The sequence below is a fragment of the Mesorhizobium sp. GW821-FHT07A06 genome, assembly GCF_059419085.1.
On sequence record NZ_JBWKRC010000001.1, the window covers coordinates 408,866 to 430,307 of the forward strand.

A 21,442-nucleotide genomic window follows, 5' to 3' on the forward strand; every position below is an offset into this window, starting at 1 on the left:
TCGCAAATGGCTCTAGCCTGCGGTATTGCAATGCGGATCGACTCCCGCGTGCCTGTGTTGTTCGCAAAGCCACGACCTCCAGGTCCTTTCCCCGAACCGCTCGCTGGTTTCGACCAAACCCATTTTGAAGCTCGTCCTGCGGCTGACCGGCGTTGGCAGGATGAGGCGCCGGAGCCCGAGGGCATCGCGGTATTGCCGAGCGAAACTTGAGAAGGGCATCATATCGGGCCCGCCGATCTCGGGGCGAACCCCGCGCTTCCCGTCAGTCACCGCCTCCACCAGATAGCGGGCCACGTCACGCGTATCGACGGGATTTGAGAGCGAATTCGGCAACGGCCAGATAGGCAGCCATTTCAGCCCACCGAGCATCTGTTCCAAAAGATAATAGAATGGCGTCGCGCGAATGATTGACCAGGGAAGCGAGGAATCCCGCACCAGCCGTTCGCCAGCCAATTTCGCCTTGGCATAGGGCAGGCCGCTGAATTCCAGGCCAACGATCGACATGAAGATGAAGTGGCCGACATTGGCGCGCAGCGATGCTGCAAGCAGGAGCCGGGTGCCCTCGACATCGACGCTTGTCGGGCTGAACCACAAGTCGACCGGCCTCATGCCGCGCTTGGCGATGGGCGAAAGGGTGGCGGCATGGATCACGGTGTCGACACCATCAAGAGCGCTGTCGATGCCTTCGCCGGTTGCCAGATCGCCCGGCGCCCACTCAAGGGAAGGATCGTTCGTCGGCTTCCTGGCGAGCAATCTGACTGTATGCCCGCCATTGGACAACGCCGGCACGAGATCGCGACCGAGGTGACCGGTCCCTCCGGTGACAAGGATTTTCGCCATACAGCTCTCCTTCCCGGGTTGGGAGCATCAATTAAAAATGGTGAGTGAATAATCACTCACCATTTTTGTCAATTCCGTGGCGCGATCGTTTTCAGAGGTCTCTGGGGGAGGGAAGATGTGAATCCTGCGGGCGATCGCCGACTTGTTCCGCGGCCACAGGATCTAGCGGGCAACGCTACGCCGCAGCACTCAATCCCAGCCTGTCGATCGCCAGCTTCCTGGTCGACACATAGTCGGTCTTGCCGGAACCGAGCACCGGAATTTCCTCCACCTTGACGATGTCGTTCGGCACCATCAGTTCGGCTGCCCCGGCCTTTTTGCCAAACTGGCGCAGTTCTTCGGGATTGGCATCGTCGGCGGTGGTAACCAGCACGATGCGCTCACCACGCTTCTTGTCCGGCACAGCGACCGCCGCGTGGCGCTCTTCCGGCCACAGTGACTGCACCAGCATCTCGACCGCGCCCAGCGACACCATCTCGCCGGCTATCTTGGCGAAACGCTTGGCGCGGCCGCGAATGCTGATGAAGCCTTCGCGGTCGACGGCGACGATATCGCCGGTGTCGTGCCAGCCGGTCAGAGTCTGCAGCTCGCCGGGACGGTCCGCTGTCATGTAGCCCATCATGAGGTTTGGTCCGTCGAGCCACAACTGGCCGGCGTCGGTTATACCCTCGACCGGCTCCAGCCTCATGCGCATGGCCGGTAACAGCCGCCCGACCGTACCGTCGCGGCCATGGATCGCGGTGTTGACGGCAACGACCGGTGCGGCCTCTGTCAGCCCGAAGCCCTCGATGATTTCGGCCTGGAAGCGCTCGCGGTAGACGCGGCGGGTTTCCGGCTTCACCGCCTCGGCACCGGCGACGACGAAGCGCAGGCTGGAGAAGTCGCCGTCCTTGGCGGTGCGCGCATAGTTGGCGAGGAATGTATCCGTGCCGAACATGATCGTCGGTTTCACCTTGCGCGCGATCTCGGGGATGATCTTGTAGTGGAGAGGCGAGGGGTAGAGGAACAGTCTTACCCCGGTCACCAGCGGCAATATGGTGCCGCCCGTCAGGCCGAAGGAGTGGAACACCGGCAGTACGTTGAGCAGGATGTCGGCCGGCGAAATGGTGATGCGCGCTTCGGCCTGCATGGCGTTGGCGAGAAGGTTCTTTTGCGACAGAACAACCGCTTTCGGCGTCCCTTCCGAGCCCGAGGTGAACAGGATCACCCCGGGCTTGGCCGCATCCTGCCGTTGCAGCGGCAGGCGCCAGAGCAGAGCGGCGGAGAGCTTGTCCAGCGCGGTGACGCTTTCCCTCAGGTCTTCCAGCCACAGCAGCCTGGCGCCGCCCTTCTCGGCCGCGGCGACGATATCGGCGAGATCGGCCTTGTCGACGAAGGTGCGCGACGAAATGACGGTGCGGATGACGGCCGTGCGCACGGCGGCGGTGACGCTTGCCGGCCCGGCCGTGTAGTTGATCATCGCCGCGACTCGTCCGCCCGAGAGAAGGCCGACCAACGACAGCACGACGCCATTGGCGTTGGGCAGCATTATCCCCACTGCCTCGCCCGGTGCCGTCGCCGCCTCGAAGCGCCTGCCCAATACGCGCGCGCCGATGAACATCTTGCGATAGCTTAGCGCGCCCGAAATGACATCCTCGATGATCGGATGCGAGGCGCCGACTCTTGCCGCCGCATCGCGCATGGCCAGGAACAGGCCGCGATCGAGGTCGGTGCCAAAAAGCCTGGCCTCGGCGACGCGGTCGAACAGCGCATTGGTGTTCGAGGCCTGGTCCGGGTTGCGCGCCACAAGTTCGGCGATCGTCATCGGCTCCAGAACGCTGATCGACAGTTGCGGAAACCAGTGCCGTGGCGCCTTGTCCGCAGGCGTCAGCGACACAGGCAGGCTGCGTGCGCCGGCGACGAAGATCGGGACGATGCGGGCGTCGGCCTGCATGGCGATGCGGGTGACGGCGCGAAACAGGCGAAACGTCTTGACGTCAGGCTCGACCGCATCCGGCAGATAGACGGCGAGCCGGCCCTTGCCCTTCAGCACGCGCACCAGGCGGCGGCTGACGAAGACGTGCTCAGCATTGAAGGCAATGGTGCGGCCCAGTTCGCGCCAAGGCTCGAGCCAGGGCGAGCGTGCCGAGACCTCGTCGAGTATATGCAGCGTGTCGTCGGGCAGCAGCGACAGCATCAGCGGCGGCTCGAAACGCGACTGGTGCGAGATCACGTAGATGACCGGCACCTGCGCCTTGCGAGCGATCTTGATGCGGTTGTCGCTGATCCGGTAGGCGAGCTTGAACGGCACATAGAGCAGCGCCTGGGTGAAGCGCAGGCCGAGGCGGAATTTTTCCACCACGCCGATCAGCAGCCAGGCAGCAACAAGACCCGCAAGCAGCGCTAGTGTCAGGATCATGCCGCGTCTCTCCCAACAAGTTTTGTTATCGCGGCTCTTCCGCGGCCGCTTCGGGGCAGAGGGTAGCGGAAGTGGGCGTGAGGTCAATGTGGAAGAGGGGCTGTCCTTCTCCCTCCAAAGGGAGAAGGACAAGACCGTCATGCCGCCTTCAACCGCCCGCTGATGAATCGGAACTCCTGGGTCTTGCCGCCATAGCCATAGGCAGCGGCAGGTACTTCATGCACGAAGGCATAGCTTTCCTCATGCACACCACCCAGCAGACGGTCGAACGCATCGAAGAGAGCCTTGAGATAGGCTTCCAGCTCGAGCTTGGTGTTGGTGCCGTCGACAACCTTGATATCCAGCCAGAACGTGTTGGAGCCATGCTCGGCCAGCGACTTGCCACCGGCGAACCAATGCTGCGGATCGATATAGGATACGGCAACAGCTGTGATGGTCGGATCCTTGCGCAACTGCTTGGCGGTGATCTCGGTTATTTCCCCGGCAACCCTGGCCGATAAAGCGGCGTCTGGTCTGCCGGTGAGGCTGATGTTGATGATGGGCATTTTCTTCTCCTGGTTTGAGCGGCGTCTGATCGCCGTTGGAGAGACCATGTCACCATCCTTGAATCAAAAAAATCGAATTGTTTTCAATAAAAGATTCGATATTATCGAATTATGGAAGCGCTGGACCCGGATCTGCTCAAAACCTTCCTCGCTTTCGTCGACAGCGGCTTGCTTGCGCGGGCGGCGTCGAGTGTCGGCCGCTCGCCCTCGGCGGTGACGGCGCAGATGCAGCGGCTTGAGGAGGTCGTCGGCGAGCCGCTTCTGGCGCCGCAGGGGCGGGGTCGTGGGCTGACGCCGGCCGGCGAGGATCTCGTCGGTCATGCCAGGCGCATTCTTGCCGTTCATCGCGAGGCGTGGTTGGCGATGAAGGGCGCGCGGGCCGCCGGGCGTGTCGCCATCGGCACGACACAGGATTTCGCCGATAGCGGATTGCCGGACCTTTTGCGTGCCTTCGCCACCAGCCATCCGCGCGTCAGGATCGAGTTGCGCGTTGGCCGCTCCGCTGAACTGGGGCAGGCCCTGCAGTCCGGCAGCCTGGATCTTGCGATCGTCATGCGCCAGACGCCGGCACCGGATGAGGTCGGCGTACTGCGCGAGCCGATGATATGGCTGTGTTCACACAAGGGGCTGGCCTCGCGGCAAGAAGAACTGCCGCTGGCGCTGCTCGATCCCCATTGCGGTTTTCGCGAGGCCGCACTGGCGGCGCTCGATGCCGCCGGCCGCAATTATCGGATCGCTGCTGGAAGTGCCAGCCTGGCTGGGCTGCGCACCGCCGTTAACGCCGGCGTCGCACTGACGCTGCGCACCGCGCGCTTTGCTCATTCCGGAATCGTCGAGGCGCCGCGCGAGCTTGGCCTGCCGCAGGTTCCGATGGCGGAATTCGCGATCCGGTTGCGCGCCGGGGCCGATACTCCCGCGGGCGATCTGGCGACACTGCTCGGCGACAATCTGGCTCTGGCCGGATCGCTTGATTGATTCGAGAGGGCTCGAATCTCATCGACAAAGTGTAGAAAAGAAAAAGCCGACCTTACGGTCGGGCCTATTAGCAAAGAAAAAGCCGACCTTACGGTCGGCTTGGAGTAGGACGGGCCGAGGGGTTTGGGGGGACTTGGGGGGTGGCCCGTCGCATCAATAATGTCCGAGTCCGATGATGGTTCCGTGACTGTGTCACTTTTTCAAGAAATATTTGACGCCGAGCGTTGGGAGCGGGCCGACAGCCAGTCCCGGCCGGCATGGGCGAAGACCGCGCACAGCACGATGGCGCCGCCGATCATGCTGGCTTCTGGCGCGATCTCGCCAAGAAACAGGAAGGCAAACAGGATCGCGAACGGCACCTCGGCCGAGCCGAGCAGCCCGGATTCGGCCGCGGGGATAAGCCGCGCCCCCTCCGTCCAGAGGATCGACGACAGCGCGAAGGACGCACCGAAAGTGACGAGCAGCGCGACATCCCTGGATGAAACCGCCAGCGGGTCGGTGACAAACCAGCCGAGTACGAACAGCAGAAATGCCGATACCGCACCGGCCCAGACCACCGGCGTGTCGCGGAAGGCACGCACCATGATCATGTAAAGACCGCTGCCTATTGTCATCAGCAGCGCCAGCCCATCGCCGAAGAGGTGGCCGGTGCCGAAACCGGACCAGACCATGATCGCCACTCCGCAAAGCGAGACGGCGGCGGCGACCATCGTCTGCATCCGGAAAGGTTCGCGCGTCAGAACCCAGGCCAGAAGCGCGGTCACGAAAGGTGCGGTGGCATAGATGACCGCGACATTGGCGACGTATGTGAATTTGAACGCCGAAATGAAGGCAATGCTCGCCAGCGCCCCTTCCACCGCCAGCAGCCAGCCGCGCCAGCCAAGCCGCAGGCTCTCGCGCCCGCCGGATCGGCGTCGTCGCCACAACACATAGAGCGTGATCAGGATCGAGCCGACAAAACCGCGCCAGCAGATGATGGTCAGCGGGTCGGCATGGATCGATTTTGTCAACACGCCCGTCAGAGCAAAGACAGCCGCCGAACACGACACCAGGATAATACCCAATGTCCGCTCTGCGACCGTATCAGCAGGAGCTGTCGCATCAGTCATGCCGATAGCCTACGCCCTCCGGTCCTGACATCGTACTGTCACCAATGACGAACATCACAGCCGCTTGCGGAAATGTTCGCCGCCGACGATCAGCAGCCCGGCGGCGACGATCAGAGCGGCGCCGAGAAACACTTCGCGGCGCGGCAGGTCGCCCCAGATCGCAAAGCCGAGCGCGAACGCCCACAGCAGCGAGCTGTATTCGAGAGGCGCGAGGATCGATGCCGGCGTGCGCTTCATGCCTTCGAAGAGAAGATATTGCGCCAGGCCACCGAGCGCGCCGACACTGGCGAGAAGCAGCAACTCGGTCATATCGGGCGTATGCCACCACAACAGCGCCGGTACCGCAGAAAACACCAGGAAATAGAAATTATTGAGGAGGAGCTGGATCATCGAGCGCTCGGCAAGCGCGGTCTTGCGCAGGAGCACGATGGCGATGGCCCACAAAAGTGCCGCCGCCAGCACCAGCAGCACCGGAACCGACAGGCCGAGATGGGTGGGATCGCAAGCGACGAAGACACCGACAAAACCAATCAAGACCGCCAGCCAGCGCAGAACAGGCACTTTTTCGCCGAGCAGGAACACCGAAAGCACGGTGACGATGATCGGCGCCGCGTAATAGACGGTGGTCAGTTCTGCAAGCTGCAGGCTGCGGGCAGCGTTGTAGTAGCAAAGCCAGGCGGCCAGCGTGAAGGCGCTGCGCACCAGCATCGGCCGCACGATCGGCGAGCGTAGCGTGTCGGCAAACAGCTGCCGCCCGCCGATCGCGGCACAGGCGCTCAGAATGGTGATGCTGCGGAAGAACATGATCTGCCAGACCGTCATCCCGGTCACCAGCAGCTTGATCGAGGCGTCCTGCGTCGAAAACAAGAGATAGGCGGCACCGGTCAGCAGGATTCCGGCGAGAACCCTTTCGCGTGTTTCGAGAATGGCGACATCGGCCATAGGCGCGGACCAGTGTTACAGGAAGCAACAGAAATTTCGTGGATCAACATGATGGCCGGGGAGTCGGCCCATCTTGCCAAGCTATACGGTCGAAAGTTGGCACAGCGCTGCGCCAGCCCTGGGCTTGCGTTGGGGCAGGATCTGGCGGTCTTGCTTCCGGGCCGCGATCGGCACTTATATCTTACAAAGCCATGCTACTCGCTGGCCGCAAAGCGAAAGAGGCAACGCAAATGGATGCAATCGAACTGAAGGCCAAACAGGCGCCCTTGAAACAGGCCTATCGCGACGACGCCTCGCAGGCGTTGATCACATTGAGAGCGAAGGGGTCGATCGACGACCAGTCGGTGGCCTGCAAGGTGGAGACGGGCAGGGCGCTGGCAATCGCCGGCCTGCATCCGGCGACAGGCGGCTCAGGGCTCGAGCTCTGTTCCGGCGACATGCTGCTTGAGGCCTTGGTGGCCTGTGCCGGCGTGACGCTGAAGGCGGTGGCGACAGCGCTTGAGTTCAAGCTCGGCGCCGCCACGGTGGAGGCCGAGGGCGATCTTGATTTTCGCGGCACGCTGGGTGTCGCCAAGGACGCGCCGGTCGGTTTTCGTGCCATCCGGCTCAATTTCGGTCTCGACACGGATGAACCCCAGGAGCGCATCGACTCGCTGCTGAAGCTGACGGAGCGCTACTGCGTGGTGTTCCAGACCATCAACCAGAAACCGGAGCTGACGGTGAGCGCCCGGCGCTGAAATCACAAGGCCCGCGACAGCGGCCGCGGGCCTTGTGATTTCCGATATTTACTGCGCAGCCGGCGCTTCGGCATCACCCTCGTCGGTGAAGGGCGAGGCGCTCGGCACGCACTGCACGGACCAGCCGGTTGGTGTCGGCTGCTTCTGATACTCGGTGATGGCGGCGGTGCACTGCTCACGCTTGTCGAAGGTGCTGGGCAGCACCACCATGCCGCCCTGCGGGCCGGCGATTACCAGATACCAGACCAACGCTGCGGTTGTAGCCATGGGGATTTCCTTGTTCTGCCCAGCGGGGCGCTTGTTGTGGGAGTCGTTCCGATCCTAACAACTCCTCGGAAATGACGAAAGCATGACCGCGGGGCAGCCTTTCTCCTTCAGATCACAGCCGCGTGATCGATCGGCGGGCCGCCAAACCAGTTACGTTGTTGCGGGCGGCGCTCAGTCGGTCGCAAAACAATAGAACAGGCCGTCGCCGCCGGTGCCTTTCAACGCCTCCTGGCTGCAGCCACCACGCGAGGCGTGCGAGGAATTCCACGACTTCGCCGCCGCCGAATCGTCAAGGCCGGTGCGGTCGTGATGACCCATCATGGCGGCCCCTTCGGCGCCGCTCATCGTCCAGTCGCCACAGGTCTGGTCGGCAATCCTGGTGCCGTCGGGTTTCGATCCGGTCAGCATGTCATGCCTGTTCGGCGTGTCGCCGCGGCCGTTGACCACTTCGCCCTTTTCGTTCAGCGCTGTCTGCTTGGTGATGCCGTTGGCGTCGCCATGCAAGGAGGCGACATCATCGGCGATTTTCTCGCCCTTGGCGTTGAACCAAGGCCCCTTGCCGATACGGTCGCGTGCATCCTCGGCGCTGGTCGACAGATAGGCATGCCAGGTCTTTCCGGTGACGCCGGCGGCTTCAGCCAGCGAAGCGCAATGCGCGTCGGCGCCCTTCAAGCCGCCAAGATCGGCACCCTTGCCGGAGCCGACACTGGTGACAAAGAAACTCATCTTGGCATCTTGGGAGACGGCCACGCCTGCTGTCGTGCCGAGAGCGGCCACAAAGGCGGTGGTGGCAATGAGAAGAAGTCTGCGCATGTCGGTCCTCCGGTTTCGAATGTCCTACGTCAGGAGAACGTAGCCGGAGGCCCTTTTAATCCCTTTGGGATCCTTCAAGCCGAAGGGGTGCGGTCATTCAGGCTGCCGGTAGGAGACGAAGCGGTTGTGCTTGGCCTGGAAGATCAGCCCGGTTTCTTTGAGTTCGGGGCTGGCCAACGGCACGATGCGCTTGGCGATCTCCGAGGGGTGCGGCAGCGTCTCCGGATCCTCGCCGGGCACGGCCTGGGCTCGCATGGCGGTACGGGTGGCGCCGGGGTCGGCGGCATTGACCCGCAACGGCAGGCTTTGCGTCTCATGCGCCCAGGAGCGCATCATGGTCTCGACCGCCGCCTTCGATGCCGCGTAGGGCGCCCAGAAGGCGCGCGCCGAATGCGCCGCGTTGGACGACAGGATGATGGCTCGGCCGGCATCCGAAAGCCTGAGCAGCGGGTCGACCGAACGGATCAGCCGCCAGGTCGAGGTGACGTTGATCGTCATCACCTTCTCGAAGGTCTTGGCCTCGACATGGCCGATCGGCGAGATGACGCCGAGCACGCCGGCATTGGCGACGAGAATGTCGAGCTTGCCCCAGCGCTCATGGATGGCGCCGCCCAGCCGGTCGATACCGGCCATGTCGGCGAGATCGAGAGGCACCAGCGTCGCCTGGCCACCGGCCGCCTTGATCTGGTCGTCGAGTTCCTCGAGACCACCGACGGTGCGCGCAACCGCGATCACATGCGCGCCGGCGGCGGCCAATTCCCTGGCGATGAAATAGCCGATGCCGCGCGAGGCGCCGGTGACGACCGCGACGCGGCCGGTAAGGTCGAGGGTCATGCGAGAATTCCGTAAGGTCTGGCCTACGCCCCGCTGTTCGCAAGCAGCGACAGCGTGCGTACATTGTCGTGGCCTTCGAAGTCGAGCAAGCGGGTCGGATACTGGCCGGTGAAGCAGGCGTCGCAGAACTGCGGCTGTTCGTCGTTTCGGCTGGCCTCGCCGACGGCACGGTAGAGCCCGTTTATCGAGAGGAAGCCGAGTGAATCGACGCGGATGAATTCGGCCATCTCTTCCACCGACATGCGCGACGCCAGAAGCTTCGACTTCTCCGGCGTGTCGACGCCATAGAAGCAGGAGGCGCTGGTCGGCGGCGAGGCGATGCGCATATGCACTTCCCTGGCGCCGGCGTCGCGCACCATCTGCACGATCTTCTGGCTGGTGGTGCCGCGCACGATCGAATCGTCGACCAGCACCACGCGCTTGCCCTCGATCATGCGGCGGTTGGCATTGTGCTTGAGCTTGACGCCCATGTGGCGGATCGAATCGCCCGGCTGGATGAAGGTACGGCCGACATAGTGGTTGCGGATGATACCGAGCTCGAACGGAATGCCTGCCGCCTGGCTGAAGCCGATCGCCGCCGGCGTACCCGAATCCGGCACCGGCACGACGATGTCGGCCTCGACCGGGTTCTCCTGCGCCAGCTCGGCGCCGATGCGCTTGCGCACTTCGTAGACGTTGCGGCCCTCGACCGAGGAATCCGGGCGGGCGAAATAGACATATTCGAAGATGCAGAAGCGGGTCTTCTGCGGCTCGAACGGGAACAGGCTCTCGATGCCCTTGGAGGTGACGACGACCATCTCGCCGGGCTTCAGGTCGCGCACGAAGCGTGCGCCGATAATGTCCAGCGCGCAGGTTTCGGAGGCGAGGATCCAGGCACCGTCGAGATCGCCGAGCACCAGCGGGCGGATACCGAGCGGATCGCGGCAGCCGATCATCTTCTTGGCCGTCATCGCCACCAGCGAGAAGGCGCCTTCGACCTGACGAACGGCGTCGATGAAACGCGAGTTGAGGTCGCGCTCCTTGCTGGTCGCAACCAGGTGCAAAAGCGTCTCGGTGTCGGATGTGGACGAGAAGATCGCGCCCTGCTTCTGCAGCGCGCGCTGCACCGTCATGGCGTTGGTGAGATTGCCGTTATGCGCGACGGCAAAGCCGCCATCGGCGAGCTCGGCGAAGAAGGGCTGGATGTTGCGCATGCCGGCGCCGCCGGTCGTGGCGTAGCGCGTGTGGCCGATCGCACGGTTGCCTTGCAGGCTGTCGATGACGCGCTGCTTGGTGAAAGTGTCGCCGATCAGGCCGACATGGCGTTCAACATGGAATTGGCTGCCATCATAGGAAACGATGCCGGCCGCCTCCTGGCCGCGATGCTGCAGCGCATGCAGTCCGAGCGTGACGATCGCCGCTGCGTCCTGTCGGCCGAAAATGCCGAACACCCCGCATTCGTCATGGAAATGGTCGTCGGCCTCGGCGGAAAGCACGTCGTCTGCGTCTGCCATCTTAAGCTCCGCTAAAATCGCCATATAGTGCGGGTTCGCGCCGAAAGCAACGCGCGCCGTGCAGTCGTTCACACCATCGTCAGTCCAGGTGCGTCAGTTTGCCGGCGCTGCTGGCTTGGCCGTGTTGTCCGCCGGGCCGGCATCATTGTCGTCGGGAGCCGGCGCATTGGCGTCGTCGCCGCCGGCAGGGGCGTCGGCCGCCGGTGCGTCCGGAGCGGCCGGCGTCTCGGCGGCGGGCTGATTCGGATTGAGCTTCTTGAGGATGGCGTTTTCCGGATCCTCGGGCAGCAGGCTTTCAAGCTTGGCGCCGATCTGCTCCAGCAGCGGCCGCGACTTGGCCTCCGTCACCCAGGCCGGTGCCTTGGCGCCAGCCAGCCAGTTGAAGAACAGCAGCGCGACGGCGACGACCAGGATGCCGCGCGCGGCGCCGTAGAGGAAGCCAAGCGTGCGGTCGAGCGCGCCGATCCGCGAATCGATGATCCAGTCGGCAAGCTTCATGGTGATGACCGAGACGACGATCAGCGCGATGATGAAGACGACGCCGGCGGAGGCCGCCATGGCGATCTTCTCATTGTCGATGTAGGGCTTGAGGTAAGGCAGGACCGGCTTGTAGAAGAAGAAAGCCGCCGCCGCCGCCGCCGCCCACGAGACGACGGACAGGACCTCGCGCGAGAAGCCGCGAACCATGGCGAGCATCGCCGAGACCAGGGTGAAGCCGACCAGGATTCCGTCAAGCAGCGTAATCGGCATGTCTTTCGCCCCACTCCGATCTCTTTTTCACGGCTCGACGAGCCGCGTTATTCTTCATCGTCGACGCGGCTGCGCCGTGAGCCGGCTATGCGCGCCACGAGGTCGGCAAGCTCGGTCGGCTGGAAAGCGCCGGCCCCGATCCCTCCGGCAAGTTCCTCGCTGCCCAAGGGCAGAACCGCGCTACCAAAACCCAGCTTTTCAGCTTCCTTGAGGCGCTGTTGCGCATGCGCAACCGGCCTCACAGCGCCTGAAAGGCTGATTTCGCCGAAATAGACGCAATCGGCGGGAAGGGCAAGGCCGGTGAGCGAGGAAACCAGTGCGGCCGCGACCGCGAGATCGGCCGCCGGCTCGCTGATGCGGTAGCCGCCGGCGACATTGAGGTAGACGTCATGGGTGCCGAAGCGAACGCCGCAATGCGCCTCCAGCACAGCCAGCACCATCGAAAGTCGCGCGCCGTCCCAGCCGACCACCGCCCGGCGCGGCGTGCCAAGGGAGGAGGGCGCCACCAGCGCCTGGATCTCGACCAGAACCGGCCTCGTGCCTTCCATGCCGGCGAAAACGGCCGCGCCAGGCGATTTCGCATGCCGCTCGCCCAGGAACAGTTCCGATGGGTTGGAGACCTCGCGCAACCCCTTGTCCGACATTTCGAAGACGCCGATCTCGTCGGTCGGTCCGAAACGGTTCTTCACCGTGCGCAGGATGCGGTAGTGGTGGCCGCCCTCGCCCTCGAAATAGAGCACGCCGTCGACCATGTGCTCGACCACGCGCGGCCCGGCGATCTGGCCTTCCTTGGTGACATGGCCGACCAGGACGATCGCCGCCCCCGTGGATTTCGCATAGCGGATCATCGCCTGGGCGGCGGCGCGCACCTGGGTGACCGTGCCCGGCGCCGAATCGGCAAGGTCGGTCCACAGCGTCTGGATCGAATCGAGAATAACCAGATCCGGCCGCTTGCCGTCGGCGATCGTGGCGAGGATATCCTCGACATTGGTTTCCGCCGCGAGCTCGACCGGCGCCGAGGCAACGCCGAGGCGTTGCGCGCGCAGCCTGATCTGCGCGACGGCTTCTTCGCCCGAGACATAGACGATGCGGTGACCCTTTGATGCCAGCGCGGCGGCGGCCTGGGTGAGCAGCGTCGACTTGCCGATGCCCGGATCGCCGCCGACCAGAAGCGCGGAACCGCGCACGAAGCCGCCGCCGGTGGCGCGGTCGAGCTCGCCGATGCCCGATATGATGCGCGGCGCATCCTCGATATCGCCTGAGAGCGTGGTCAGCACCACCGCGCGGCCCTTGCGGGCGTTGCGCGTGTTGGCCGGCCCCGAACCGATGCCGCCGGCCGTGCCTTCCTCGACCAGCGTGTTCCACTCGCCGCAGGCATCGCATTTGCCGGCCCAGCGCTGATGCACCGATCCGCAGTTCTGGCAGATGAACTGGACGCGCGATTTGGCCATCAGGCTGCCGCGAGTTGGAACGGAGCGGGTCGGTAGGTCAAAAAGCTACTCAAACCTCTCCGCGATATGATGCTCTTCCGCCAGATCGGAGAAGCGGGTGAATTCGCCGTGGAAAGCGAGCGTCACCGAGCCCGTCGGGCCGTGGCGCTGCTTGGCGACGATGACCTCGGCCTTGCCGCGCATCTCGTTCATCTCGTTTTCCCACTTGACGTATTCCTCCGTGCCGAGCTTCGGCTCACGGTTCTTGAGGTAATACTCCTCGCGGTAGACGAACATCACGACGTCGGCGTCCTGCTCGATCGAACCGGATTCACGCAAGTCGGAGAGTTGCGGGCGCTTGTCGTCGCGGCTTTCGACCTGACGCGACAGCTGCGACAGCGCGATGATCGGCACGGCCAGCTCCTTGGCCAGCGCCTTCAGGCCCGTCGTGATCTCGGTGATTTCCTGCACGCGGTTCTGCGAGGCCCTGGCGCTCGAGCCCTGCATCAGCTGGATATAGTCGATGACGATCAGGTCGAGACCGCGCTGGCGCTTCAGGCGACGCGCGCGGGCGGACAGCTGCGCAATCGAGATACCGCCGGTCTGGTCGATGAAAAGCGGGATCTTCTGCATGGTCTGCGAACAGGCAACCAGCTTTTCGAAATCCATTTCGGTAATTTCGCCGCGGCGGATTTTTGAGGACGAGATTTCCGTCTGCTCGGAGATGATACGGGTTGCGAGCTGCTCGGACGACATTTCGAGCGAGAAGAAGCCGACGACGCCGCCATTGGCCGCCTTGAACGATCCGTCTGCCTGCTGCGCCGGCACATAGGCCTCGGCGACGTTGAAGGCGATGTTGGTGGCGAGCGACGTCTTGCCCATGCCGGGGCGGCCGGCAAGCACGATCAGATCCGACGATTGCAGGCCGCCCATGCGGCGGTCGAGATCGCGCATGCCGGTGGCGAGGCCCGACAGGTGTCCGTCGCGCATATAGGCCGCATTGGCCATGTCCACGGCCGTCTTGACCGCGTCGGTGAAGCTCTCGAAGCCGCCATCGTAGCGTCCGGTTTCGGCCAGTTCGAACAGGCGGCGCTCGGCGTCCTCGATCTGCTCGGAAGGCGACATGTCGACCGGCGCGTCATAGGCGATGTTGACCATGTCCTCGCCGACGGTGATCAGCGCGCGGCGCGTCGCCAGGTCATAGATGGCGCGGCCATAGTCGGTGGCGTTGACGACGGTGACGGCTTCGACCGCCAGCCGCACCACATATTGCGCTACCGTCATGTCGCCGACCTTCTCGTCGGCCGGCAGGAAGGTCTTCAGCGTGATCGGGGTCGCCACCTTGCCCATGCGGATGAGCTCAGCCGCGATCTCGAAAATCCGGCGGTGCAGGGGTTCGTAGAAATGGCCCGGCTTCAGGAAGTCCGAGACGCGGTAGAAGGCATCGTTGTTGACGAGTATCGCGCCGAGCAGCGCCTGCTCCGCCTCGATGTTGTTCGGCGCCTCGCGATAAAGCGGTTGCTGCTCCGCCACGCCGAATTTTCGTGCTGCCTCTGCCATGATATCCCCGATTTCGATCCCGGCTTCTCGATATCAGAACGAGATGAAACCGTGCTGACCTTTCTGCATCACCGCACGACCAACCAACCTTGATGCCCGTTGTTCACAGGAACGGAAAACCGTCCACAGGACAGTGTTCCTGTGTCCCGATTCCGGTTGACTCGGCAAGCAACGATTCTTACGCGCGCTATTGGAACGAAGCAAGAACAATCGGCCGTTCACGTGCCGCCTGGTTCCAGCCTGTCGCCCCAGTCCAGCCGCCGGGCCAGCTTGAAGTCCGCGCCGTCACGCTTGGTGAACAGTTGCTCCGCGGCCGTGCCGTCTTCCCGGCAAAGCTTGAGCAGAACCTTGCCAGATCCGGATTTCGGCGGTGCGAGGACCCGGGCGGCATGGGAGGCGGCCGGTTGGCGCGAAGCGGCGACAAGGATGAATTTCTCGTCTTCCCACGGCACATCGGCGTCCTTGGCCAGCCGGTGCAGGCGCGAGCGGGCGACGCGGCGCGAAAAATGGCACCAGTCGGGCGGGCTGAGCGGGCAGGGCATCTCATGCGGACAAGGCGCCAGCACATGCGCACCGGCGGCGATCAGTTGTGCGCGCACCGCCAGAATGCGCTGCCAGCCCGCAGGCGTGCCCGGCTCGATGATCAGCAGCGTGTCCGTCGTCAACTGCCATAGCCGGTCGACCAATTTGGGCAGTGATGCCGGCACGATCTCGTCCAGCACATAGGCGCAGGTGACGAGGTCCGCCGGCCGAAGGTCCGCCAGGTCTGTTGTGACGTCGCCAGCCTGCCAGACGGTTCGGGCTGCGATGGCATCGGCGGCGAGCGCCTCGCCGACCTTGCGCACCGCCGCACTCGCTTCCAGCAAAACCGCCTGTTCGAGATCGGGCCAGAGCGCGCTGGTGGCCCAAAGCACCGTGCCAGGGCCGGCGCCGACATCGAGCAGGGTTTTCGGCGTGAAATCCGGCCGGGCCGCGTTCAGCGTGTCGAGGCTGGCGCGGACCGCGGCATAGGTCGCCGGCAGCCGCGTCGCCAGATAGGCCTTGACGGCCATGTCCTGCGCCATGTGCAGGCGGCCGTCGCGCTGCTCTGCACGGTAGCGGTCGGAGAGTGTTTTCGCCGCCTGCTTCAGGTCCGGCAGCGGGATTTTTTCCAGGATGCGATCGACGGCGTGTCGAAGAGGGGCCGGCAGTTCCACGCTAGGCTCCTCGCGGTGCGAGCAGGATGACCGAAGCGCCGGCTATGCAGAGCGCGGCACCACCAAGATCCCAGCGGTCGGGCCGCACGCCCTCCACCAGCCACAGCCAGCCAAGCGAGGCGACGATGTAGATGCCGCCATAAGCGGCATAGGCGCGGCCGGCGGCATTGGTGTCGACCAGCGCCAGAAGCCAGGCGAACAGGAGCAGCGAGACGAAGCCCGGCGCCAGCCACAGTGGCGATTTTTCCAGCCGCCACCAGGCCCACACCGAAAAACAGCCAGCGATCTCGGCCACTGCCGCGGCGGCATAAAGGAGATAGGTCATGAAAAAGGGCCCCGTGACGATCACGAGGCCTTTTTCAGGGCAGGGGCCGGGAATGGCAAGCGGCAATGGCGAAAGCGCACCAACGTTGCGTTTCTACTCCGCCACCTTGCGGCGCCGGGCGGGCTTGGCGGGCTTCTCGGCAGGAGCCGCTTCGCGGCGGCCCAGGTCGCGCATTTCCAGTGCCTTTTCGCATTTTGCCATATAGTCGCGGGTCACCGGCAGCGTGTCGTTTTTCTTGGCGATCTGGAACTGGAAGATGACCAGGTCCTGCCAGCGGAAGGCGGCTTCGGAAGCGGCCAGATAGAATTCCCACATGCGGCAGAAGCGTTCGTCGTAAATGGCCTTGGCCTTGTCGCGATTGGCGGCGAAGCGCTGGCTCCAGTGCTTCAGCGTGTCGGCATAATGGAGCCGCAGGATCTCGACATCCGTGACCACGAGGCCGGACTTCTCGATCGCCGGCAGCACCTCCGACATAGCCGGTATGTAGCCGCCCGGGAAAATATACTTGCGGATGAAGGCGCTGGTCGCCCACGGCACGCCGGAGCGGCCGATCGTGTGCAGGAGCATGACGCCATCGGGCTTCAGCAACGTTGCCGCCTTGTCGAAGAAGGTGCGGAAGTGGTTCACGCCGACATGTTCGAACATGCCGACCGAAACGATGCGGTCGAAGCGTTCGTTGAGTTCGCGATAGTCCTTCAGCTCGAAATGGACGTGGTTTTCCAGGCCTTGCGCATGCGCCCTGTCGGTGGCCACGCCATGCTGTTCGGTCGACAGCGTCACGCCCTGCACGTCGACGTCGAAGGCCTTGGCGAGATAGAGGCCGAGCCCGCCCCAGCCGGAGCCGATATCGAGCACGGTCTGGCCGGCTTTCAGCCTGAGCTTGGCGGCGATATGGCGCTTCTTGGCGGCCTGCGCCTCGTCCAGCGTCATGTCCGGCTGCTCAAAATAGGCGCAGGAATACTGCATGTCCTCGTCAAGGAAGAGCCGGTACAGGTCGCCCGACAGATCGTAATGACGCTGCACGTTGCGGCGCGAGCGCGAGGCGGTGTTGATCTGCTGCAGGCGGCGGAAGGCGTGGCGCAGGCCCTCGATGGCTTTTGACCATGTCGCGTCGATGCCGCCGCTGCCCATGTTCTGGAAGGCAATGCGCATCAGGCCGAGCACGCCGCCTTCGAGGATGTCGAGTTCACCGTCCATGTAGGCTTCAGGCACCGCCAGCATCGGGTCGAAGGTAATCGCCCGTTCGGCGTGCCGGGTCTTGATGTGCATGTGCACCGGCTCGCCGCTGCCGTCGCCGAAGATGACGGTCAAGCCTTTGGGTCCGGTTACCTTGAGATTGCCCGTGCGAACCAGGCGATCGAGAACGCGCTTCAGCAGAATGTTCATAACCAAATGTCCCCTCACGGTCAGACCGGCTGCCTTAATTCTGCAACAATATATAGGGGTTCGAAAAGTTCCATTTGGTATAAAAATGCCCGGGCGAGAGGCCCGGGCATTGGTCCAGAATGGCTGGATTACGACAAAGTGATCGGAGCGCTGCTCCTTCGCCTGTCGTGGGCGATCAGGCGTTGTCCTCGCCGCCGTCGAACTCGGCGTTCGGATCGAAGAAGTTTTCCGGCCGCGCATTGTCGTTGATGTCGTCGCCATAAATGGCTTCGGCGGTGGTCAGCGTCTCGCCCTTGGCCTGACGTTCGGCCTCATCGGCCGTGCGGGCGATGTTGAGCGTGATGGTGACTTCGACTTCCGGGTGCAGCGCGATCGCCACATTGGTGAGACCGATGGTCTTGATCGGCTGGTTGAGCTGGATCTGGTTGCGGTTGACCGTGAAGCCTTCCGCCGTCAGCAGATCCGCGATGTCGCGCGTCGACACCGAACCGTAGAGCTGACCGGTCTCGCCGGCCGAGCGAACGGCGATGAAGCTCTTGCCGTCGAGCTTTTCGGCGACTTGGCTGGCTTCCGACTTGCGCTCGAGATTGCGGGCTTCGAGCTGGGCGCGCTGGCCTTCGAACTTCTTCTTGTTGGCTTCGTTGGCGCGCAGCGCCTTGCCCTGCGGCAGCAGGAAATTACGGGCAAAGCCGTCCTTGACCTTGACGGTATCGCCCATCTGGCCGAGGCGGGAAACGCGTTCGAGAAGAATGACTTCCATGGTTTTGTTCCTTTTGTTTGGGCGTCCGTCCACAAGGCAGGCGCCGAATTCTCTGGAACAGGTCAGGAAGCAAAAGGGGCGTTGCCGCCGGTGTCGCTGTCCTGCCTGTCGCGGCAGTTAGAGGCCTTGGCCTCAACTCGGGATTTGATGCCTGAACCGGTCATGCCCGTCATGGCCGGCGTAAGGAACGGGCGGCGAACCGCCCGTTCGAGAGAGATTTAGCGGACCACGTAGGGCAGCAGGCCGAGGAAACGGGCGCGCTTGATCGCCTTGGCGAGTTCACGCTGCTTCTTCTGGCTCACGGCGGTGATGCGCGACGGCACGATCTTGCCGCGCTCGGAAATGTAGCGCTGCAGGAGACGCACGTCCTTGTAGTCGATCTTGGGCGCGTTGGCGCCGGAGAACGGGCAGGTCTTGCGGCGACGGTGGAACGGGCGCCGGGTCGGGATCTGGTTGATGTCGACCATTATTCTGCACCCCCTTCAAAGCCTTCGCGCGGACGGCGCGGACCACGATCACCACCGGCGTCGCCGCCGAAGCTGCGCGGCGGACGATCGCCACGGTCGCCGCGATCACGGTCGCCGAACGAACGCGGGCCGCGATCGCGGTCGCCGAAGCTGCCGCGCTCGGAGCGCTCTTCGCGCTTCTGCATCATGGCCGAGGGACCTTCCTCATGCGCCTCGACCTTGATGGTCAGGAACCGCAGGACGTCCTCGGACAGGCCCATCTGGCGCTCCATCTCGTTGAGCGCTGCCGGCGGGCAGTCGAGGTCCATAAGCGTGTAGTATGCCTTCCGGTTCTTGTTGACCCGGTAGGTGAGGGACTTCAGTCCCCAGTTCTCGACCCGGCCGACGGACCCGCCATTCGCGGAGATGACGCCCTTGTACTGTTCGACAAGCGCATCGACCTGCTGCTGCGAGAGGTCCTGCCGGGCAAGAAACACATGTTCGTAAAGAGCCATTATGGTTCAGTGCCTTTCTTCGTTTCTCTCCCGGTTCCCGGCGGCAAAAGCCTCTGCAACTTCTCTGACCCGTGGAGCCTGGGAGGGCACGGGGAAGAAAGGAGCATGACGAGACGGTCGAGAGCGGAGACACGGGAGGCGGAAGCACTTCTGGCTTCACACGAAGGCTTTTGATGAAACCTCCGGCCCTCCGTTCAGCCCCCAGCTGGGACCGGCAGATTGGCGGCGTCTATACAGCAATCCACCGATAAGGCAAGGGCAGGCGGCGTTCCCGATGTCGCAGGGCGCTGGAAATGACGTGCTGCGTCGGTACCGCCTGGCGATTTTCTGGCAACCAGCCTTTAACCACTATGTCAGGTTGCACAGGGTTGAGCCCCGCCGTCAACGGTCGATTCATCATGGAAGGTGCAAAAGCCCGGGCAATCCGCGCAGACCAAGCGGTGAGCATTTCCCGGGGGTAAGGATGCTTCTCAACAGATTCTGGCGCTCGAAGAGCGGCAATTTCGCGCTTCTGATGGGACTCGGTCTACCGGCCATCCTGTCGGCCGTCGCCTTCGCGGTTGATGTGTCGACCATCATGCGTGCCAAGAGCAACCTGCAGAATGCGCTCGACGCCGCAAATCTCGCCTCTTCTCATCTCGGCGATCTGGACATGACCCGCACGGACGCCTTCGATCGCTATTTTCAGGCCAACGTCGTCGGGCATGGCGAACTCGCCAACGCGCAGGCGACGCTGACCGTCGACAGGGGCGTCAACTTCATCAAGACAAAGGCGGTTGCCTCGGCGGACGTCAATTTGAACTTCGCCTTCCTGTTCGGCCAGAACAGACACATCGTCGTCAATGCCTCGGCTGTCGAATCGAACAATCAGCTCGAAGTCGTGCTGGTGCTGGACAATACCGGCTCGATGGCGGGTGCCCGCATGACGGCATTGAGGGCGGCAACCAAGTCCCTGCTGGACACTCTGGAGGCGACAAAATCGCCGACGCGCCAGGTGCGTGCCTCGGTGGTTCCCTTTGTCACGGCGGTCAACGTCAATGGCGATGGGTTCGACCCGTCCTGGATCGACATGGACGGGAAATCCTCCACCAACGGCATCAATTTCCCCGTCATCGACGGCAAGCGGCCGACCCATATGGCGCTGTTCAAGCAACTGGGGCTGAAGGGCGGATGGAACGACACCGGATGGAAAGGCTGCGTCGAGGCTCGCCCCGGCACCTACAACATTTCCGATACGCCACCGGACCCGAACAAGCCCGACACGCTGTTCGTGCCCTATTTCGCTCCCGACGATCCAGCACCTGCCACCAAGCCGTCCGGCTCCTATGGCAACTCGGCGACCGGCTACAACAATTCCTACCTCGACGACACCATAGACAAGAACAAACTCAAGCAGTCCGGCATCAATGTGCTGGGTATCGACCTCAGCGGCCTGCTCGGAGGTGCGATCGACGCGTCGTTGGGCGCTGATCTGGAAAAAATCGCCAAATATGTCGCCTCGACGAACAAGCTCGTCACCGAGACCGGCACCGCCATCACCGTTGGGCCGAACCGCTCCTGCCCGACCCCTATCGTTCCCTTGACCGACGACTTCGTCAAATTGCGCAAGGCGGCGAGCCAGATGACGGAATGGAACGGTTCCGGCACCAATGTCTCGGAGGGCCTGTCGTGGGGCATGCGGGTGCTTTCACCAGGCGCGCCCTATACCGATGGGGTGCCATTCAAGACGCCGGGCGTCAGCAAGATCGTCATGCTGCTCACCGACGGCGAGAATGTCGTCTATGGCGCCAGCAATCAGCCGACCAAGTCCGACTACACGTCCTATGGATATCTGGCGGGTGGCCGCTTCGGGTCCGACAACCAGACAACGGCGGCCCGCAATGTCGACGCCTGGACCAAGAGCGTGTGCACGCAATTGAAGAACGAGGGCGTGCAAATCTATACGATGGTGCTGCAGTCGGACACCGCCGCCAACCGGGCGCTTTACAGCGCCTGCGCTTCCGACCCGAGCGATTATTACGCCGTCAACGACCCGGCCAAACTGCCGAACGTCTTTCAGCAGATCGCCAACAAGTTCTCGAAGCTACAACTCACGAACTGAGCGCTCGATCTCGAGAGGGC

Annotated in this window: 21 protein-coding genes; 3 read left to right on the plus strand and 18 right to left on the minus strand. The window is 63.5% G+C overall.

Features of this window, described 5'->3' with window-relative positions; genetic code table 11:
- Nucleotides 1-12: 12 nt before the first annotated feature.
- The 3 genes from AC07SZ_RS01960 to AC07SZ_RS01970 form a co-directional block, all read right to left on the minus strand.
- Complete coding sequence (locus tag AC07SZ_RS01960; RefSeq protein WP_494913097.1) at nt 13-840, minus strand: SDR family oxidoreductase; 828 nt, start codon at nt 838-840, stop codon at nt 13-15.
- Nucleotides 841-1,015: 175 nt separating this feature from the next.
- Entirely contained in the window at nt 1,016-3,238 is a 2,223-nt protein-coding gene (locus tag AC07SZ_RS01965; RefSeq protein WP_494913098.1) for an AMP-binding protein, read from the minus strand.
- Between the two features lie 137 nt (nt 3,239-3,375).
- Nucleotides 3,376-3,783: a tautomerase family protein gene (locus AC07SZ_RS01970; RefSeq protein ID WP_172374107.1), complete on the minus strand. Its 408-nt coding sequence runs from the start codon at nt 3,781-3,783 to the stop codon at nt 3,376-3,378.
- Nucleotides 3,784-3,894: 111 nt separating this feature from the next.
- On the opposite strand from AC07SZ_RS01970, the gene AC07SZ_RS01975 reads away from it, so the two are divergent.
- Nucleotides 3,895-4,758: a LysR substrate-binding domain-containing protein gene (locus AC07SZ_RS01975; RefSeq protein WP_056563295.1), complete on the plus strand. Its 864-nt coding sequence runs from the start codon at nt 3,895-3,897 to the stop codon at nt 4,756-4,758.
- A gap of 200 nt (nt 4,759-4,958) precedes the next feature.
- On the opposite strand, the gene AC07SZ_RS01980 is transcribed toward AC07SZ_RS01975, so the two are convergent.
- Nucleotides 4,959-5,867 carry a DMT family transporter gene (locus AC07SZ_RS01980; protein WP_056563291.1) on the minus strand — a complete coding sequence of 303 codons (909 nt, stop codon included), beginning with the start codon at nt 5,865-5,867 and terminating at the stop codon, nt 4,959-4,961.
- Between the two features lie 54 nt (nt 5,868-5,921).
- Nucleotides 5,922-6,809, minus strand: coding sequence for a DMT family transporter (locus AC07SZ_RS01985; protein WP_056563288.1), 888 nt, complete (start codon nt 6,807-6,809; stop codon nt 5,922-5,924).
- Nucleotides 6,810-7,039: 230 nt separating this feature from the next.
- Here AC07SZ_RS01985 and AC07SZ_RS01990 point away from each other — a divergent pair, with 230 nt between their 5' ends.
- Nucleotides 7,040-7,546, plus strand: coding sequence for an OsmC family protein (locus tag AC07SZ_RS01990; protein ID WP_056565552.1), 507 nt, complete (start codon nt 7,040-7,042; stop codon nt 7,544-7,546).
- 48 nt (nt 7,547-7,594) lie between these two features.
- Here AC07SZ_RS01990 and AC07SZ_RS01995 read toward each other — a convergent pair whose 3' ends face one another.
- The 13 genes from AC07SZ_RS01995 to rpsF all read right to left on the minus strand — a co-directional run bounded on the left by AC07SZ_RS01995 (nt 7,595) and on the right by rpsF (nt 19,321).
- Entirely contained in the window at nt 7,595-7,813 is a 219-nt protein-coding gene (locus tag AC07SZ_RS01995) for a hypothetical protein (protein WP_056563285.1), read from the minus strand.
- A 171-nt stretch (nt 7,814-7,984) separates the two neighbouring features.
- Nucleotides 7,985-8,626, minus strand: coding sequence for a hypothetical protein (locus AC07SZ_RS02000; RefSeq protein WP_494913099.1), 642 nt, complete (start codon nt 8,624-8,626; stop codon nt 7,985-7,987).
- A 93-nt stretch (nt 8,627-8,719) separates the two neighbouring features.
- Nucleotides 8,720-9,460, minus strand: coding sequence for an SDR family NAD(P)-dependent oxidoreductase (locus AC07SZ_RS02005; RefSeq protein WP_056563279.1), 741 nt, complete (start codon nt 9,458-9,460; stop codon nt 8,720-8,722).
- A 23-nt stretch (nt 9,461-9,483) separates the two neighbouring features.
- Nucleotides 9,484-10,953 (minus strand): amidophosphoribosyltransferase, encoded by a 1,470-nt coding sequence (gene purF / locus AC07SZ_RS02010; protein WP_019857255.1) that lies wholly within the window; start codon nt 10,951-10,953, stop codon nt 9,484-9,486.
- Between the two features lie 93 nt (nt 10,954-11,046).
- Entirely contained in the window at nt 11,047-11,703 is a 657-nt protein-coding gene (locus tag AC07SZ_RS02015) for a CvpA family protein (RefSeq protein ID WP_056563275.1), read from the minus strand.
- Between the two features lie 47 nt (nt 11,704-11,750).
- Nucleotides 11,751-13,154, minus strand: a complete 1,404-nt coding sequence (radA, locus tag AC07SZ_RS02020; protein ID WP_494913100.1) for a DNA repair protein RadA — start codon at nt 13,152-13,154, stop codon at nt 11,751-11,753.
- 45 nt (nt 13,155-13,199) lie between these two features.
- The gene (locus AC07SZ_RS02025) at nt 13,200-14,693 is read right to left on the minus strand and encodes a replicative DNA helicase (protein WP_056563270.1); all 1,494 of its coding nucleotides are present in this window, start codon (nt 14,691-14,693) and stop codon (nt 13,200-13,202) included.
- A 218-nt stretch (nt 14,694-14,911) separates the two neighbouring features.
- A complete protein-coding gene (locus AC07SZ_RS02030; protein WP_494913101.1) occupies nt 14,912-15,889 on the minus strand; it encodes a small ribosomal subunit Rsm22 family protein in 978 nt (325 codons plus the stop codon).
- A gap of 1 nt (nt 15,890) precedes the next feature.
- Nucleotides 15,891-16,214, minus strand: a complete 324-nt coding sequence (locus AC07SZ_RS02035; RefSeq protein ID WP_056565549.1) for a YnfA family protein — start codon at nt 16,212-16,214, stop codon at nt 15,891-15,893.
- 93 nt (nt 16,215-16,307) lie between these two features.
- Nucleotides 16,308-17,600 (minus strand): cyclopropane fatty acid synthase, encoded by a 1,293-nt coding sequence (locus tag AC07SZ_RS02040; protein WP_494913102.1) that lies wholly within the window; start codon nt 17,598-17,600, stop codon nt 16,308-16,310.
- 175 nt (nt 17,601-17,775) lie between these two features.
- On the minus strand, nt 17,776-18,360 hold the full coding sequence (gene rplI, locus AC07SZ_RS02045; protein ID WP_056563263.1) for a 50S ribosomal protein L9: 585 nt from the start codon (nt 18,358-18,360) through the stop codon (nt 17,776-17,778).
- Nucleotides 18,361-18,578: 218 nt separating this feature from the next.
- Entirely contained in the window at nt 18,579-18,827 is a 249-nt protein-coding gene (gene rpsR / locus AC07SZ_RS02050; protein ID WP_006203718.1) for a 30S ribosomal protein S18, read from the minus strand.
- Complete coding sequence (gene rpsF, locus AC07SZ_RS02055) at nt 18,827-19,321, minus strand: 30S ribosomal protein S6 (RefSeq protein WP_056563259.1); 495 nt, start codon at nt 19,319-19,321, stop codon at nt 18,827-18,829. The genes rpsR and rpsF overlap by 1 nt, the downstream gene beginning before the upstream one ends.
- 463 nt (nt 19,322-19,784) lie before the next feature.
- Between rpsF and AC07SZ_RS02060 the strand changes: the two genes are divergently transcribed.
- A complete protein-coding gene (locus tag AC07SZ_RS02060; protein ID WP_494913103.1) occupies nt 19,785-21,422 on the plus strand; it encodes a pilus assembly protein in 1,638 nt (545 codons plus the stop codon).
- Nucleotides 21,423-21,442: the final 20 nt, after the last annotated feature.